The sequence below is a fragment of the Pseudomonas sp. HY2-MNA-CIBAN-0224 genome (assembly GCF_040310285.1).
GTDB lineage: Bacteria > Pseudomonadota > Gammaproteobacteria > Pseudomonadales > Pseudomonadaceae > Aquipseudomonas > Aquipseudomonas helleri.
In genome coordinates this window covers 75739-91793 of sequence record NZ_JBEOPQ010000005.1, presented here as the reverse complement: position 1 = coordinate 91793, position 16055 = coordinate 75739, and the positions used below count along the sequence as shown (strand labels likewise).

General features: G+C 56.1%; 12 protein-coding genes. 2 read left to right on the top strand and 10 right to left on the bottom strand.

Translation table 11 applies throughout. From position 1 onward, the window contains the following. The gene (gene ftsH, locus AAEZ03_RS05055) at positions 1 to 1914 is read right to left on the bottom strand and encodes an ATP-dependent zinc metalloprotease FtsH (protein WP_278941714.1); all 1914 of its coding nucleotides are present in this window, start codon (positions 1912 to 1914) and stop codon (positions 1 to 3) included. Positions 1915 to 2104: 190 nt separating this feature from the next. Then, the gene (gene rlmE / locus AAEZ03_RS05050) at positions 2105 to 2755 is read right to left on the bottom strand and encodes a 23S rRNA (uridine(2552)-2'-O)-methyltransferase RlmE (RefSeq protein WP_019410404.1); all 651 of its coding nucleotides are present in this window, start codon (positions 2753 to 2755) and stop codon (positions 2105 to 2107) included. 106 nt (positions 2756 to 2861) lie between these two features. Here rlmE and yhbY point away from each other — a divergent pair, with 106 nt between their 5' ends. Beyond that, a complete protein-coding gene (gene yhbY, locus AAEZ03_RS05045) occupies positions 2862 to 3170 on the top strand; it encodes a ribosome assembly RNA-binding protein YhbY (protein WP_048373256.1) in 309 nt (102 codons plus the stop codon). A gap of 292 nt (positions 3171 to 3462) precedes the next feature. On the opposite strand, the gene greA is transcribed toward yhbY, so the two are convergent. The 7 genes from greA to grpE all read right to left on the bottom strand — a co-directional run bounded on the left by greA (position 3463) and on the right by grpE (position 13513). Next, on the bottom strand, positions 3463 to 3939 hold the full coding sequence (greA, locus tag AAEZ03_RS05040; RefSeq protein ID WP_048373254.1) for a transcription elongation factor GreA: 477 nt from the start codon (positions 3937 to 3939) through the stop codon (positions 3463 to 3465). Next, on the bottom strand, positions 3936 to 7157 hold the full coding sequence (gene carB / locus AAEZ03_RS05035; RefSeq protein WP_153433110.1) for a carbamoyl-phosphate synthase large subunit: 3222 nt from the start codon (positions 7155 to 7157) through the stop codon (positions 3936 to 3938). The genes greA and carB overlap by 4 nt, the downstream gene beginning before the upstream one ends. A 114-nt stretch (positions 7158 to 7271) precedes the next feature. Next, complete coding sequence (carA, locus tag AAEZ03_RS05030) at positions 7272 to 8408, bottom strand: glutamine-hydrolyzing carbamoyl-phosphate synthase small subunit (RefSeq protein ID WP_278940350.1); 1137 nt, start codon at positions 8406 to 8408, stop codon at positions 7272 to 7274. A gap of 260 nt (positions 8409 to 8668) precedes the next feature. After that, entirely contained in the window at positions 8669 to 9475 is an 807-nt protein-coding gene (dapB, locus tag AAEZ03_RS05025) for a 4-hydroxy-tetrahydrodipicolinate reductase (RefSeq protein WP_048373248.1), read from the bottom strand. A gap of 10 nt (positions 9476 to 9485) precedes the next feature. Next, on the bottom strand, positions 9486 to 10610 hold the full coding sequence (dnaJ, locus tag AAEZ03_RS05020) for a molecular chaperone DnaJ (protein ID WP_048373247.1): 1125 nt from the start codon (positions 10608 to 10610) through the stop codon (positions 9486 to 9488). Positions 10611 to 10929: 319 nt separating this feature from the next. Then, positions 10930 to 12846 carry a molecular chaperone DnaK gene (gene dnaK, locus AAEZ03_RS05015; protein WP_048373245.1) on the bottom strand — a complete coding sequence of 639 codons (1917 nt, stop codon included), beginning with the start codon at positions 12844 to 12846 and terminating at the stop codon, positions 10930 to 10932. A 100-nt stretch (positions 12847 to 12946) separates the two neighbouring features. After that, positions 12947 to 13513, bottom strand: a complete 567-nt coding sequence (gene grpE, locus AAEZ03_RS05010; RefSeq protein ID WP_048373243.1) for a nucleotide exchange factor GrpE — start codon at positions 13511 to 13513, stop codon at positions 12947 to 12949. A 253-nt stretch (positions 13514 to 13766) separates the two neighbouring features. On the opposite strand from grpE, the gene recN reads away from it, so the two are divergent. Next, complete coding sequence (gene recN / locus AAEZ03_RS05005) at positions 13767 to 15449, top strand: DNA repair protein RecN (RefSeq protein WP_350576649.1); 1683 nt, start codon at positions 13767 to 13769, stop codon at positions 15447 to 15449. A gap of 96 nt (positions 15450 to 15545) precedes the next feature. Here recN and fur read toward each other — a convergent pair whose 3' ends face one another. Next, positions 15546 to 15959 carry a ferric iron uptake transcriptional regulator gene (fur, locus tag AAEZ03_RS05000; RefSeq protein WP_048373240.1) on the bottom strand — a complete coding sequence of 138 codons (414 nt, stop codon included), beginning with the start codon at positions 15957 to 15959 and terminating at the stop codon, positions 15546 to 15548. Between the last annotated feature and the right edge of the window lie 96 nt (positions 15960 to 16055).

Below are 16055 nucleotides of genomic sequence, written 5' to 3'. Positions count from 1 at the left end.
TTAGTGATCAGCTGCAGGACCGCCGATAGGCGCTTCTGGACGATCGGTCTTGTCCAGCGTCGGCGGCGGAGTCGGAGTGCCCTTACCGCTGTCATCCCAATCACGCGGCTCGCGCGGAGTACGTCCCGCCATGATGTCGTCGATCTGATCAGCATCAATCGTCTCGTACTTCATCAGTGCATCAGCCATGGCTTCAAGCTTGTCACGGTTGTCCGTGAGGATCTGCTTGGCCGTGCCATAGCACTCATCAATGATGCTGCGCACTTCAGAGTCAATCAGCTTGGCGGTCTCGCCCGAAACGCTCGCACCCTGACCACCACCGCCACGCCCCAGGTATGACTCGTCATCCTCGGCGTACATCAACGGACCCAGCTTCTCGGACAAGCCCCACTTGGTCACCATGTTCCGCGCAATCTGGCTCGCACGCATGATGTCGTTGGAGGCGCCGGTGGTAACACCGTCAAAGCCCAAGGTCATTTCTTCAGCAATACGACCGCCGTAGAGCGAGCAGATCTGGCTGATCAAAGCACGCTTGGAGAGGCTGTAACGATCCTCTTCCGGCAAGAACATTGTCACGCCCAACGCACGACCACGCGGAATGATCGACACTTTGTAAACCGGGTCATGCTCTGGCACCACACGACCGACGATAGCGTGGCCCGCTTCGTGATACGCCGTGTTGCGCTTCTCTTTATCCGACATCACCATCGATTTGCGCTCGGCGCCCATCATGATTTTGTCTTTGGCCAGCTCGAACTCTTTCATTTCAACAATGCGTTTACCGGTACGCGCAGCGAACAAGGAAGCCTCGTTCACCAAGTTCGCGAGGTCTGCACCCGAGAACCCTGGCGTACCCCGTGCAATCACACCCGGCTGAACGTCATCACCCACCGGCACTTTACGCATGTGCACTTTAAGGATCTGCTCACGACCACGGATGTCCGGCAAGCCCACCACCACCTGACGGTCAAAACGGCCTGGACGCAGCAGCGCAGGGTCGAGTACATCAGGGCGGTTGGTTGCAGCAATCACAATGATGCCGTCATTCATTTCAAAGCCGTCCATCTCAACCAGCAACTGGTTGAGGGTCTGCTCACGCTCATCATGACCGCCGCCCATACCGGCGCCACGGTGACGACCGACAGCGTCGATTTCGTCGATGAAGATGATGCAAGGTGCATGCTTTTTAGCTTGTTCAAACATGTCGCGAACGCGGCTTGCACCGACACCCACGAACATTTCAACGAAGTCAGAACCAGAAATCGTGAAGAACGGTACTTTGGCTTCGCCAGCAATCGCCTTGGCGAGCAAGGTTTTACCGGTACCTGGCGGGCCAACCATCAGCACGCCGCGAGGAATTTTGCCACCCAGGCGCTGGAACTTGCCCGGATCACGGAGGAACTCAACCAGCTCGCCCACTTCTTCTTTCGCTTCGTCGCAACCTGCTACGTCAGCCAGAGTCGTTTTGACCTGGTCTTCAGATAACAGACGCGCCTTACTCTTGCCAAAGCTCATCGGGCCGCCTTTACCGCCGGCACCGCCCTGCATTTGACGCATGAAGAACATGAAGACCGCGATGATCACCAGAATCGGGAAGCTCGCTACCAGCAATTGAGTCCAGATGCTTTGCTGCTCAGGCAGTTTGCCTTCTACGGTCACATGGTTATCAACCAGATCACCGATCAAACCGTTGTCCTGAATGGCAGGACGAATGGTTTTGAAGGTATCGCCATCACTGCGTTTGCCGGTGATCACGTAGCCATCCACGGCAACGCGCTCGACTTTGCCATCCTTAACTTGCTGGATGAAGTCGGAATAGTTGAGGGTTTGTGGCTCGTTTGGACTGGAGAAGTTGTTCATCACCGTCACCAGGACAGCTGCGATGATCAACCACAGGATCAGATTCTTTGCCATATCGTTCAATTAGCTACCCTCTGAAGCAAGCCCCGCTATTGAAGCGTGCTTCGCATGATATTCACCGGCATAACTTACTACATTGCCTACAACCCTTGCAGGCTCCGTCTGTAACCCTTTGTGAAACTTGCCTACACAATATTCGTTATGTCAGTTCTGTAAAGCGATACAAAAAAAGCTATCACTTCAGTTAGAGACGCTCATCGCTGGCCGAACCTTCGATGCCGCGGAAGCCGCGCCCCAATAAATACTGCTCGCGAGACCGGTCTCGTGACGACGTCGGCTTGCGCATCTGCACTTTATCAAAAAGTTTGCGGATGTCTTTGTGGTATTGGTCGAAGCCCTCACCCTGGAAGACCTTGATCAAGAAATCACCACCTGGACGCAGTACACGCCCGGCAAGATCCAGTGCCAATTCGCAAAGGAACATTGCACGCGGCATATCTACGGCGGCCAATCCACTCATATTGGGGGCCATATCTGAAATCACAAGGTCTACCTGTGTATTTCCGACGGCTTCGAGAATCTGGGCCAGGACGGCGTCCTCAGTAAAGTCACCTTTAATGAAGGTCACGTCCGGGATGCTGTCCATGTCCAGAATGTCGGAAGCGATCAAACGCCCTTGGCCACCAATCAGACGACTGGTCACCTGCGACCAGCCACCCGGGGCCGCGCCCAGGTCAATTACGGTCATGCCCGGACGGATCAAACGGTCACGCTCCTGGATCTCCAGCAGCTTGTAACTTGCACGCGAGCGGTACCCATCCTTTTGCGCCATTTTGACGTATGGGTCGTTGAAATGCTCTTTCAGCCAGTTAAGGCTAGTCTTGGAACGGGCCACGGGGCACCTCAAAAATATAAACGGGTCGTGATTAACTGGGCGGTCCCGGACTCGCTCGGGTAAACTGGCCGCCGCTTTTTACAAGATCAGACACAGGGGTCAGATTATGCCGCTCACTCAAGAGCAGAAGAAACAGTACAAATCCATTGGCCACCATCTGAAACCAGTATTGACTGTGGCTGATAATGGTTTGACTGAAGGTGTTTTAGCCGAACTCGAACGCGCATTGGGCGATCACGAGTTGATTAAAATCAAAGTCAACATCCTGGACCGCGAGTCTCGCCTGGAAGCCATTGCAGAACTCTGCAAGGCCGGCAAAGCGGAACTGGTACAGATTATCGGCAAAATGGCGCTTCTGTACCGCAAGAACGTCAATGTTAACAAGAACCTGTCGAACATCCATCGCTTCAAGTGATGCCGACAGGAGTCAAGGGTGCGCCTGGCGCGCCCTGACACTCTTGCTTGCCAATAGCAAAACTGCCCGCGCAATGCATCAGGCAATCAGATCCGCCCAACGCAACATTTCCCGCCGACAGCCACCCTCAAAACGCTATAACGCGTACTGACGAGCGCCTTGTGCATCAGCGATGCCAATCGGTTGTGACCAGCATCGTACAAATTCGTTGTACTGCACCTGCCAGCTGCCAACCCGCAACATCCGGGCTGACGGCCAAAGCAGAACGCCCGCACGAAGCGGGCGCTGTTACTTAGATATGACGCACTTCGACAATCTCGTACTCAATGACGCCACTCGGTGTTTTCACCGCGACTACGTCACCCTCTTCCTTGGCAATCAAGGCGCGAGCAATGGGCGAACCCACAGAGATTTTTCCGAGCTTAATGTCAGCCTCATCCTCGCCCACGATCTGATACGTCACGGATTCGTCAGTTTCAACGTTCGCGATCTCAACCGTGGTGCCGAAAATCACTTTGCCGGTGTGAGGAATAGTCGTGACATCAATGATGACCGCGTTCTGCATGCGGCCTTCGATATCACGAATACGCGCCTCAACCATACCCTGCTGCTCACGAGCAGCATGGTATTCAGCGTTTTCCTTGAGGTCACCCAGCTCACGCGCCGTGCCGATATCCTGGCTCAGCTTGGGCCGAACAACCTTGGTCAGATGAGTGTGCTCTTCTTCCAGGGCTTTCGCGCCCTGGACCGTCATTGGGTATTTGATCATGCCTTCAATCCTGCGTGTAGATCCTGCAAGCGACGTACGGTTTTTTCAGGACCGAATTTAAGCGCTTCACAGATCGCCGCGCCAGCAGCAATAGTCGTGGTGCAGTAAATCTTGTGCTGCAGAGCGTTGCGGCGGATGGAGTAAGAGTCAGCAATCGACTGACGACCTTCAGTGGTGTTGATGATCAACGTCACTTCGTCGTTTTTGATCATGTCGACAACGTGAGGGCGGCCTTCAGTCACCTTGTTCACGCGACGCACTTTCAAGCCGGCGGCTTCGATGAACTTGGCAGTACCCACCGTCGACACGATTTCAAAGCCGAGGTCGATCAGATCACGTGCAACAGCAGCCACCAGTGGCTTGTCGTCGTCACGCACGCTGATAAACGCAGTACCGCCAGTCGGCAGCACTTCGCTCGCGCCCATTTGCGCCTTGGCAAAGGCCTCACCGAAGGTGTCGCCCACGCCCATCACTTCACCGGTGGACTTCATCTCTGGGCCGAGGATCGGGTCAACCCCAGGGAACTTGGCGAACGGGAAGACCGCCTCTTTCACACTGTAGAAGTCAGGAATGATTTCTTTAGTGAAGCCGATTTCTTTCAGGGTCTTACCGGCCATCACGCGTGCAGCGATCATTGCCAGGGAGACACCGATGCACTTGGACACGAAAGGAACGGTACGCGATGCACGCGGGTTCACTTCGATCACGTAGATGTCTTCGCCTTGCAGGGCCAATTGCACGTTCATCAGGCCAACTACGCCCAGCTCCAGCGCCATTTTCTTGACCTGCTCACGCATCTCGTCCTGGATGTGCAGCGGCAGCGAGTACGGCGGCAGCGAGCAAGCAGAGTCACCGGAGTGAACGCCAGCCTGTTCGATGTGCTGCATGATCGCGCCGATCACAACGTCAGTGCCGTCGCAGACCGCATCAACGTCCATTTCGATTGCGCAGTTGAGGAAGTGGTCCAGCAGCACCGGGCTGTCGTTGGACACTTTCACCGCATCGCGCAGGTAACGCTTGAGCTCTTCTTCTTCGTAAACGATTTCCATCGCACGACCGCCCAACACGTAGGACGGACGAACAACCAGCGGGTAACCGATCTTGCCGGCAGCACGAATCGCTTCGTCTTCGCTGCGCACAGTGGCGTTTGGCGGCTGACGCAGGTTCAGGCGCTCAACCATTTGCTGGAAGCGCTCACGGTCTTCTGCACGGTCGATGGCGTCAGGGCTGGTACCGATGATCGGCACGCCGGCTTCTTCCAGCGCACGTGCCAGTTTCAGCGGAGTTTGGCCGCCGTACTGAACGATCACGCCCTTAGGCTTCTCGACACGCACGATTTCCAGCACGTCTTCGAGGGTCACGGATTCGAAGTACAGACGATCCGAGGTGTCGTAGTCGGTCGAAACTGTTTCCGGGTTGCAGTTAACCATGATGGTTTCGTAACCATCGGCACGCAACGCCAGCGCCGCGTGAACGCAGCAGTAGTCGAACTCGATACCCTGACCAATACGGTTAGGACCGCCACCCAGGATCATGATCTTGTCACGGTCCGACGGGTTGGCTTCGCACTCTTCCTCATAGGTCGAATACATGTAAGCGGTGTCAGTGGCGAACTCGGCCGCGCAGGTGTCAACACGCTTGTAAACCGGGAACACTTCCAGCTTGTGACGGTGACGACGCAGGTTCTTCTCGGTCACACCCAGCAATACAGCCAGACGTGCATCGGAGAAGCCTTTGCGCTTGAGGCGGTACATGGTGTCGCGATCGATCGCAGACAGACCCATGGTCTTGATCTTTTCTTCGTCCTTGATCAGATCTTCGATCTGCACCAGGAACCAAGGGTCGATCATGTTCATGCCGAAAATGTCTTCGACCGTCATGCCCGCACGGAACGCGTCAGCAACGTACCAGATACGCTCGGCGCCCGGCACCGTCAGCTCGCGCTTGAGCACAGCCATGCTTTCCGGGTTGCTCAAGTCCAGCTTTGGATCAAGACCGCTAACGCCCACTTCCAGACCGCGAAGGGCTTTTTGCAACGACTCCTGGAAAGTACGGCCGATGGCCATCACTTCACCCACGGACTTCATTTGCGTGGTCAGGCGCGCATCGGCTTTAGAGAACTTCTCGAAAGCAAAGCGTGGCAGCTTGGTCACAACGTAGTCGATGGACGGCTCGAAGGACGCCGGGGTTGCGCCGCCGGTGATTTCGTTTTGCAGTTCGTCCAGGGTGTAGCCGATCGCCAGCTTGGCGGCGATACGCGCAATCGGGAAGCCAGTGGCTTTGGAAGCCAGCGCCGAAGAGCGGGATACACGCGGGTTCATCTCGATCACGACCATACGGCCAGTGTTCGGGCAAATACCGAACTGAACGTTGGAACCGCCGGTTTCAACGCCGATCTCACGCAGTACCGCCAACGAGGCGTTACGCATGATTTGGTATTCTTTGTCGGTCAGGGTTTGTGCCGGAGCCACGGTGATCGAGTCACCGGTGTGCACGCCCATCGGGTCAAAGTTTTCGATCGAGCACACGATGATGCAGTTGTCCTTCTTATCGCGGACAACCTCCATTTCGTACTCTTTCCAGCCGATCAGCGATTCGTCGATCAGCAGCTCTTTGGTTGGCGACAGGTCCAGACCGCGAGAGCAGATCTCTTCGAACTCTTCACGGTTGTAAGCGATACCGCCACCGGTGCCGCCCATGGTGAAGGACGGACGAATAATGCACGGGAAGCCCAGCTTTTCGAGAACCGCGTTGGCCTCTTCCATGCTGTGAGCGATGCCGGAACGCGGGCAATCCAGACCGATGGACTTCATGGCCTTGTCGAAACGCGAACGGTCTTCAGCCTTGTCGATGGTGTCAGCGTTGGCACCGATCATTTCTACGCCGAACTTCTCCAGAACGCCTTCGCGCTCCAGGTCCAGTGCGCAGTTCAGAGCAGTTTGGCCGCCCATGGTGGGCAGCAGAGCGTCTGGACGCTCTTTTTCGATGATCTTGGCAACCGTTTGCCACTTGATCGGCTCGATATAGGTAGCATCGGCCATGTCCGGGTCGGTCATGATGGTGGCCGGGTTAGAGTTCACCAGGATGACGCGGTAGCCCTCCTCACGTAGAGCCTTACAGGCCTGGGCGCCGGAGTAGTCGAATTCGCACGCCTGGCCGATAACAATCGGGCCAGCGCCGAGAATCAGGATGCTTTTAATGTCTGTACGTTTTGGCATGGGTTTGTCACTCAAATCCGCAGGTCAGTCGGCAAGCCGTCAATCAGGTTCCTGAGCCGCACAAGGGGCCGCCGATTTCGGGGCCGCCTTGGGCTACTCATTACAAAGGACTGATCAGCGGCGCTTGGCCATCTCATTGATGAAGCGATCGAACAGCGGCGCAACGTCGTTCGGGCCAGGGCTTGCTTCAGGGTGACCCTGGAAGCTGAAAGCGCTCTTGTCGGTACGCTCGATACCTTGCAGGGTACCGTCGAACAGCGACTTGTGGATGGCACGCACGTTGGCAGGCAGGGTCGCCTCATCAACCGCAAAACCGTGGTTTTGGCTGGTGATCATTACAACACCGGTGTCCAGGTCTTGAACCGGGTGGTTCGCGCCGTGGTGGCCATGGCCCATTTTCACGGTCTTGGCGCCGGAAGCCAGTGCCAGCAGCTGGTGGCCCAAGCAGATACCGAACACTGGAATCTCTGTCTTCAGCACGTCTTGAATAGCCGTGATTGCGTAGTCGCAAGGCTCAGGGTCACCCGGGCCGTTGGACAGGAACACGCCATCCGGGTTGAGCGCCAACACATCGCTGGCAGGCGTTTGCGCCGGTACAACAGTGACGCGGCAGCCACGCTCAACCAGCATGCGCAGGATGTTCCACTTTACGCCGTAGTCATAAGCCACTACGTGGTAAGGCAGATCGCTGGCTTCGATAGTCGGGTGACTGTCAGTTGCCAGGTTCCAGACGCTCGAACGCCATTCGTAGGTTTTGTCGGTGCTGACAACTTTCGCCAGGTCCATGCCTTTCAGGCCAGGGAAACCGCGCGCCGCTGCAATCGCAGCTTCGTCAGAAATGTTGTCACCGGCCATGATGCAGCCGTTTTGCGCGCCTTTCTCACGCAAAATACGGGTCAGACGGCGCGTGTCGATACCGGCGATTGCCACAACATTGTTGGCTTTCAGGTAATCAGACAGCGACATTGTGTTACGCCAGTTGCTTGCAACCAGCGGCAGATCACGGATTACCAAACCTGCGGACCAAACACGATCAGACTCGGCATCTTCCGGTGTAGTGCCGGTATTGCCAACATGCGGGTAAGTCAGGGTCACGATTTGCTGAGCGTAGGAAGGATCCGTCAGGATCTCCTGGTAGCCAGTCATTGCGGTGTTAAACACCACCTCACCAACGGTCTGACCGTCGGCCCCAATGGCTTCGCCGCGAAAAATGCTGCCATCAGCGAGGGCGAGTATGGCTTGCTTAGTCAAGAAGACCTCCCGTAAATAAAGCCTGAAAGGGCGATCGCAGGTTGTAAAAAAGCGGAGTGACGTATGGACACGTCACCCCGCTTCTTCATCGAATTATCTGCGCGCTTTTAGTGGACACACTAAAGCTGTAGCTTACAGAAAAAGGCTTTTTTGGTCTACCGCTAAAAGAGCCCAAAAGGCAGAGGAATGCGACAGATCATCGCTTAGCGGTTAAAAATCGGGCTGTTGCGGCTGCAACAGCCCGATTTTACAAAGATGACTCAACGCAGGTCGAGTACATCCTGCATGTCGTACAGGCCGGGCTCGCGCCCGTCGAGCCACTGAGCAGCGCGAACGGCGCCCTTGGCGAAGGTCATACGGCTGGATGCCTTGTGGGTGATTTCCAAACGCTCACCCTCGGCCGCAAACAGCACCGTATGGTCACCCACCACATCACCGCCACGAACGGTCGCAAAACCGATCGTCTCGTGCTCACGCGCACCGGTATGGCCCTCACGACCATAAACAGCAACCTTCTGCAGATCACGCCCCAGCGCATCGGCAATCACTTCACCCATGCGCATGGCCGTGCCCGACGGCGCGTCGACTTTGTGACGGTGGTGCGCTTCGATGATCTCAATGTCCGCATCATCCCCCATCACCCGCGCTGCGATATCCAGCAGCTTGAACGACAAATTAACGCCGACACTGAAATTCGAAGCAAAGACCACCGGGATGTCTTTGGCAGCGTCAACCAGCAACTGCTTTTGCGCAGCATTCAAGCCCGTGGTGCCAATGACCATGGCCTTGCCCGCCTGACGGCAGAACGCCAGATTGCCGAGCATCACCTCAGGCAGGGTGAAATCGATCAACACATCGAACTCATCTGCCACGTCTTCAAGGCTTGCAGACAACGGCACGCCAATCCGCCCGAGCGACACCAACTCACCTGCATCAGCACCCACCAGCGAACTGCCCGGACGAACAACCGCCGCCGTCAGCCCGCACACCGGCGAGCGCTGTTGAACCGCGTCAATCAGGGTTTTGCCCATGCGCCCGGCAGCGCCCATCACAGCTATACGTCGCATGCCCCGCTCCTTATAAGTCGCCGAAGAAGCGCTTCACGCCTTCGAACCAACCGGTCGCGTTTGGCGAATGGCAGCTGTCGCCTTCCAGTGTCGAGCGGAACTCTTCCATCAGCTCGCGCTGACGACGGCTCAACTTCACCGGGGTCTCGACCACGACGCGGCACATCAAGTCGCCAACGCCACCACCACGCACCGGGGATACACCCTTGCCGCGTAGACGGAATTGCTTACCGGTTTGTGTCCCTTCAGGCACTTTGAGCTTGACCCGACCATCCAGCGTCGGCACTTCCAGCTCTGCACCCAGCGCCGCATCAGCAAAGCTGATAGGCACTTCGCAGAACAGATGCTTACCATCGCGCTGGAAAATCGCGTGCTCACGCACCTCGATCACCACATACAGGTCACCCGCCGGGCCACCCTGCACACCCGCCTCGCCTTCACCCGACAGACGGATACGGTCACCCGTATCAACACCCGCAGGCACTTTCACGGACAGGGTTTTGTATTCCTCTACGCGACCGTCGCCATTGCAGCTTTCGCACGGGTCGGAAATGATCTTGCCCTGACCATGGCAACGCGGGCAGGTCTGCTGCACAGAGAAGAAACCCTGCTGCATGCGCACCTGGCCAATACCGCCACAGGTCGTACAGGTCACAGGCGATGAACCCTTCTTCGCGCCCGAACCGTCACATGGCTTGCAGTTGACCAGCGTCGGCACACGAATATTGACCGTAGTCCCGCGCACCGCTTCTTCCAGGTTCAGCTCCAGCGTATAGCGCAAATCGCTACCACGCTGCGCGCCGCCCCGGGAGCCGCCACGGCCACCGCCAAAGAAATCACTGAACACATCGCCGAAAATATCGGAGAAGTTCTGACCGCCAAACCCTGCACCGCCGCCACCCATTTGCGGATCAACACCCGCATGACCGTATTGGTCATAAGCAGCACGCTTGCTGGTATCGGACAGCACTTCATACGCTTCGTTAGCCTCTTTAAACAGCTCTTCAGAGGCCTTGTCACCCGGGTTACGGTCCGGGTGGTGTTTCATTGCGAGACGACGATAAGCTTTTTTCAGCTCGACCACAGTGGTGGTCCGTTCGACACCCAATACTTCGTAATAGTCGCGCTTTGCCATAATTCTTTGCACTCTCAAGGACGTTTGGAAGAACCCTCCCGAGCCTCACCAAACCCGCTGAGCCTGAACGTACAAGGCTCAACTCACGTCTTTTCAACGATATTGGTTTCTGATTAACAGCCAATGCATTGGCCGACAGGAGCGGTTACCTCGGGCAGAAACACAAAGAAGTCCCTGCCTCAACCGCCAGCATCCGAGCTTGTCGCATGCTGTAAAAATTCCCTTGCTCCAGACACGCCAACGCGGGAGCAAGCTCCCGCGCGGCGACATCCTACCAGTCACCGCTTATGCACGGTTAACCGGCCGACCAACAAGCTTATTACTTGTTGTCTTTAACTTCTTCGAACTCAGCGTCGACAACGTCGTCCGCTTTTTCAGCCGAATCAGCTGGCTTGGCCGCTGCGTCTGCCGGGTTCGCTTGCTCAGCGTACATTTTCTGTGCGACTGGAGCAGACACCTTGGACAGCTCTTCAACCTTGGCTTCGATAGCGGCTTTGTCGTCGCCTTTAACAGCGGCTTCCAATGCGACTACTGCAGCTTCGATTGCAGTTTTCTCTTCCTCGGTCACTTTATCGCCAGCATCGACGATCATTTTACGAGTCGAGTGAACCAGTGCGTCGCCCTGGTTACGTGCAGCTGCCAGCTCTTCGAACTTACGGTCTTCTTCAGCGTTGACTTCAGCGTCACGGACCATCTGAGCAATTTCGTCCTCGGACAGACCCGAGTTCGCCTTGATCACGATGGACTGGGACTTGCCAGTCGCCTTGTCTTTCGCGCTCACGTTCAAGATACCGTTAGCGTCGATGTCGAAGGTCACTTCGATCTGAGGCACGCCACGTGGAGCGGGTGGAATGTCAGCCAGGTCGAACTTGCCCAACGACTTGTTCTGAGCCGCTTGTTTACGCTCACCTTGCAGCACGTGAATGGTCACAGCGCCCTGGTTGTCGTCAGCCGTCGAGAACACTTGCGATTTCTTGGTAGGAATCGTGGTGTTTTTCTCGATCAGAGCAGTCATCACGCCACCCATGGTTTCGATACCCAGCGTCAGCGGGCTTACGTCCAGCAGCAGAACGTCTTTAACGTCACCGGCCAATACCGCACCCTGGATAGCAGCACCCATGGCAACAGCTTCGTCCGGGTTCACGTCTTTACGTGCTTCTTTACCGAAGAACTCAGTTACCAGCTTCTGAACCAGTGGCATACGGGTCTGACCACCGACCAGGATCACGTCGTTGATCGCGCCAACGTCGATACCAGCGTCTTTCAGAGCAATGCGGCAAGGTTCGATGGTGCGTTGAACCAGGTCTTCAACCAGCGATTCCAGCTTGGCGCGCGAAATTTTCACGTTCAAGTGCTTAGGACCGGTCGCGTCTGCAGTGATGTACGGCAGGTTCACGTCAGTCGACTGGCTCGAAGACAGCTCGATTTTTGCTTTTTCTGCAGCTTCTTTCAGACGCTGCATCGCCAGCGGGTCACCTTTAAGGTTCATGCCGGTTTCTTTCTTGAACTCGTCAACCAAGTAGTCGATCAGACGAATGTCAAAGTCTTCACCACCCAGGAACGTGTCACCGTTGGTCGCCAACACTTCAAACTGGTGCTCGCCATCAACTTCAGCAATTTCGATCACCGACACGTCAAAAGTACCGCCACCCAAGTCATAAACGATGACAGTGTGGTCGCCTTTCGCTTTGTCCATACCGTAAGCCAGAGCAGCTGCGGTTGGTTCGTTGATGATACGTTTTACGTCCAGACCCGCGATACGGCCGGCGTCTTTAGTAGCCTGGCGCTGGCTGTCGTTGAAGTAAGCAGGCACGGTAATAACCGCTTCAGTCACTGCTTCGCCGAGGTAGTCTTCGGCGGTTTTCTTCATTTTCTTCAGAATTTCAGCCGAGATTTGTGGCGGAGCCATTTTCTGGCCGTTCACTTCAACCCACGCATCGCCATTGTCAGCCTTGACGATTTTGTAAGGGACCATCTGAATGTCTTTCTGTACAACTTCTTCGTCAAAACGACGACCGATCAGACGCTTCACCGCGTACAGGGTGTTATGCGGATTGGTCACTGCCTGACGCTTTGCCGACTGGCCAACCAGAATTTCGCCATCGTTGGCGTACGCAATGATCGACGGCGTAGTACGCGCGCCTTCAGCGTTTTCGATAACTTTTGCTTTACCGTTTTCCAGAACCGACACGCACGAGTTGGTGGTCCCGAGGTCGATACCAATAATTTTGCCCATCTTCACTCTCCCTAAATTTGAATTTTTTTGCCGTAGCAGTAATGACCAACTACGGCATTTCTAAACGCATGACATCTAAATGGGGGCCTTGCGGCCGATTTCAAGCCTGCTCGTCAATCGATGGCGAAACCGGCGCTGGCGCCTTGCTGACTACGACCATAGCCGGGCGCAGTAAGCGACCATTGAGCTGATACCCTTTTTGAAACACCTTGAGCACACTGTTTGGCTCCAGGTCAGCGCTTTCCTGCATGGCCATTGCCTGATGGTGCTCGGCATTGAAGGGTTCGCCGTGCGGATCGATCGCCTCCAGGTGATAACGCTTCAGGGTGTCCTGGAACATTTTCAGCGTCAGCTCGATCCCTTCACGCATCGGGCGAATGCTTTCGTCATCCGGACTGGACAGCTCAAGGCCGCGTTCCAGACTGTCGATCACCGGCAACAGGTCGCCAGCAAACTTTTCCAATGCAAATTTGTGTGCTTTTTCAACGTCCTGTTCGGCACGACGGCGAACGTTCTGCACATCAGCAGCCACTCGCAAAGCTTGATCGTTAGCTGCCGCCAGTTGCTCTTCGAGCTCCTGCACACGTGCCACCAGATCTACGCCTGCAACATCAGCAGCCTGATTAGCGTCTTGGTTCTGCGTATCCATAGTCTGTTCGTCTGCCATAGATTTCTCCTTTCAAACTTCGTCCGCGAGCTCGACTCGCGCTTCTGCCTCGGTATATGGGGTCGCAATTTTCAGGTTCAAGAGCCAAAAAGCACTAACAATTGCCTTTTAACGCCTCGGCGCACCCCACCCGCCCATACAAAACAGCCTAAAAAAGCCTCAATGCCAAGCAAATAGAACTAAGCACAGCCATTGTCAGCACGAAACAAAACACTGTATAAATAACCAGACATTACGTTTTGGAGCCGCTCCCATGCTGGTGCACCTGTCCGTACATAACTACGCCATCGTTGAACATCTCGATCTAGAGCTGGATCGCGGTATGAGTGTAATCACTGGTGAGACCGGCGCAGGTAAATCGATCATGCTCGATGCACTGGGCCTGACATTAGGTGACCGCGCAGACAACGGGGTGGTTCGCCCCGGCGCTGAAAAAGCCGACATTCTGGCCACCTTCGACCTGCAGGACATTCCCGAAGCACGTGCCTGGCTGGCCGAGCGCGACCTTGAGTGTGATGGCCCGTGCATCTTGCGCCGCGTCATCACCGCCGAAGGTCGCTCGCGCGGCTACATCAATGGCACGCCATGCCCCCAAGGCGACCTCAAGGCTCTGGGCGAGCTGCTGATCGACATCCACAGCCAGCATGAACACCAGTCGCTGCTCAAGCCCGACACCCACCGCCGCCTGCTCGACGAATACGCAGGCGCCACCGACCTCGCCCGTCAGGTGCAACTTGCCGCACAACGCTGGCGCCAGACCCGCCAGGAGCTGGAACACCTGTCCAACTCGGGTGATGAACAGCGCGCACGCCATCAACTACTGAGCTACCAGATCGAGGAACTCGAAACCTTGTCGCTCGGTGAACACGAGCTGGAAGAACTGGAGCAGGAACACAAAAACCTGACCAACGCCGAAACCTTGCTGACCATTTGCCGGCAGGTTGTTGAGCAGTGCAGCGAAAACGACTCCGGCAACGTGCTCAACGCCCTGACCGTCAGCCTGAACCGTCTGGCGAGCATTCATAACAATACCGGCTCATTGAACGAAGCCACCGACCTGCTGGCCAGCGCGCAAATCCAGGTCGAAGAAGCCGTAGGCGAACTCAACCGCTTCATCGACCACTTTGATGCCGACCCCGGTCGCCTGCAGTACCTCGAAGAACGGCTCGACACCATTTACACGCTGGCGCGCAAACACCGCGTGCAGCCAACCGAGGTCGCCGCTCTGCAGCAACGCCTGCTCGATGAACTCGAAACCCTGAACGCCAACGATGAAAACATCGAGCGCTTGACCCATGAGCTAGCGTCTTACGCACGCCACTATCAAGAGTGCGCACGTGAACTGAGCGACCTGCGAAGCCATGCCGCCACCCGCTTGGGCAGCGCGGTAGAAGAAGAAATCCAGCGCTTGGGTATGCCGGGCGGGCGCTTTGTGATCGAACTGCGCCCAATGAGCAGCAGCGACCCCATGCCTCACGGCCTTGAACACGTAGAGCTACTGGTCAGCGCCAACCCGGGGCAACCCCTCAAGGCGCTGGCCAAAGTGGCGTCGGGCGGCGAACTGTCGCGTATCAGCCTGGCCATCCAGGTCATCACCGCACAGACCTCACGCGTCCCCACCTTGGTATTCGACGAAGTGGACGTGGGCATCGGCGGCCCGACCGCCGAGATCGTGGGCCAGCTATTGCGCCGCTTGGGCGAGCGCGGCCAAGTGCTGACAGTCACCCACCTGCCGCAAGTGGCAGCGCAGTGCCATCAACATCTATTTGTGCACAAAGTGCGCGAATGCGAGACAACCCGTACCGCCGTCTCCAAATTGAGCAAAAAAGAGCGCGTAGAAGAAGTGGCGCGCATGCTCGGCGGCATCGACCTGACCAAAGAATCGTTGGCTCATGCCAAGAAAATGGTCGTCACTGCGAAGAATTTGGCCGCTTAGCGACGAACGGTCACAAAAAATTACATTTCAGACAGCACGAAGGCGACTCAGAGGTCGCCTTCGATCGTTTCGCGAACCGAAATTCGCGCGACATGCTTATTTACCTGACTTGCGTACGTACAGCACCAGGTTGTGATCCACCAACTCAAAGCCATGTTTAGTGGCAATGGCGTGCTGCAGCTTTTCGATCTCTTCGTCGAAAAACTCAATCACTTCACTGGTGTCCACGTTGACCATATGGTCGTGGTGGCCACCGTCGGCATCAGCCAGTTCAAAGACCGCATGACCACCATCAAAATTGTGGCGGATCACCAGCCCTGCTGACTCAAACTGGGTCAACACACGGTAAACCGTGGCCAGACCGACGTCCTCGCCCGCGTTCATCAGTGCCTTGTAAACATCCTCGGCGCTCATGTGACGCTGATCAGCAGAGTCCAGCATTTGTAGAATTTTGACTCGCGGCAGAGTCACCTTAAGTCCGGCCTTACGTAGTTCGCTATTTTCAACCATGGTTAGCTTTCTCGCGGAAGCGGCTTCGCAGCTTCTCTTAATACGGGTATGATCGGCGTTTACGTTGTCCCAGCCAAGATAGTGGAAGTCGCCCAC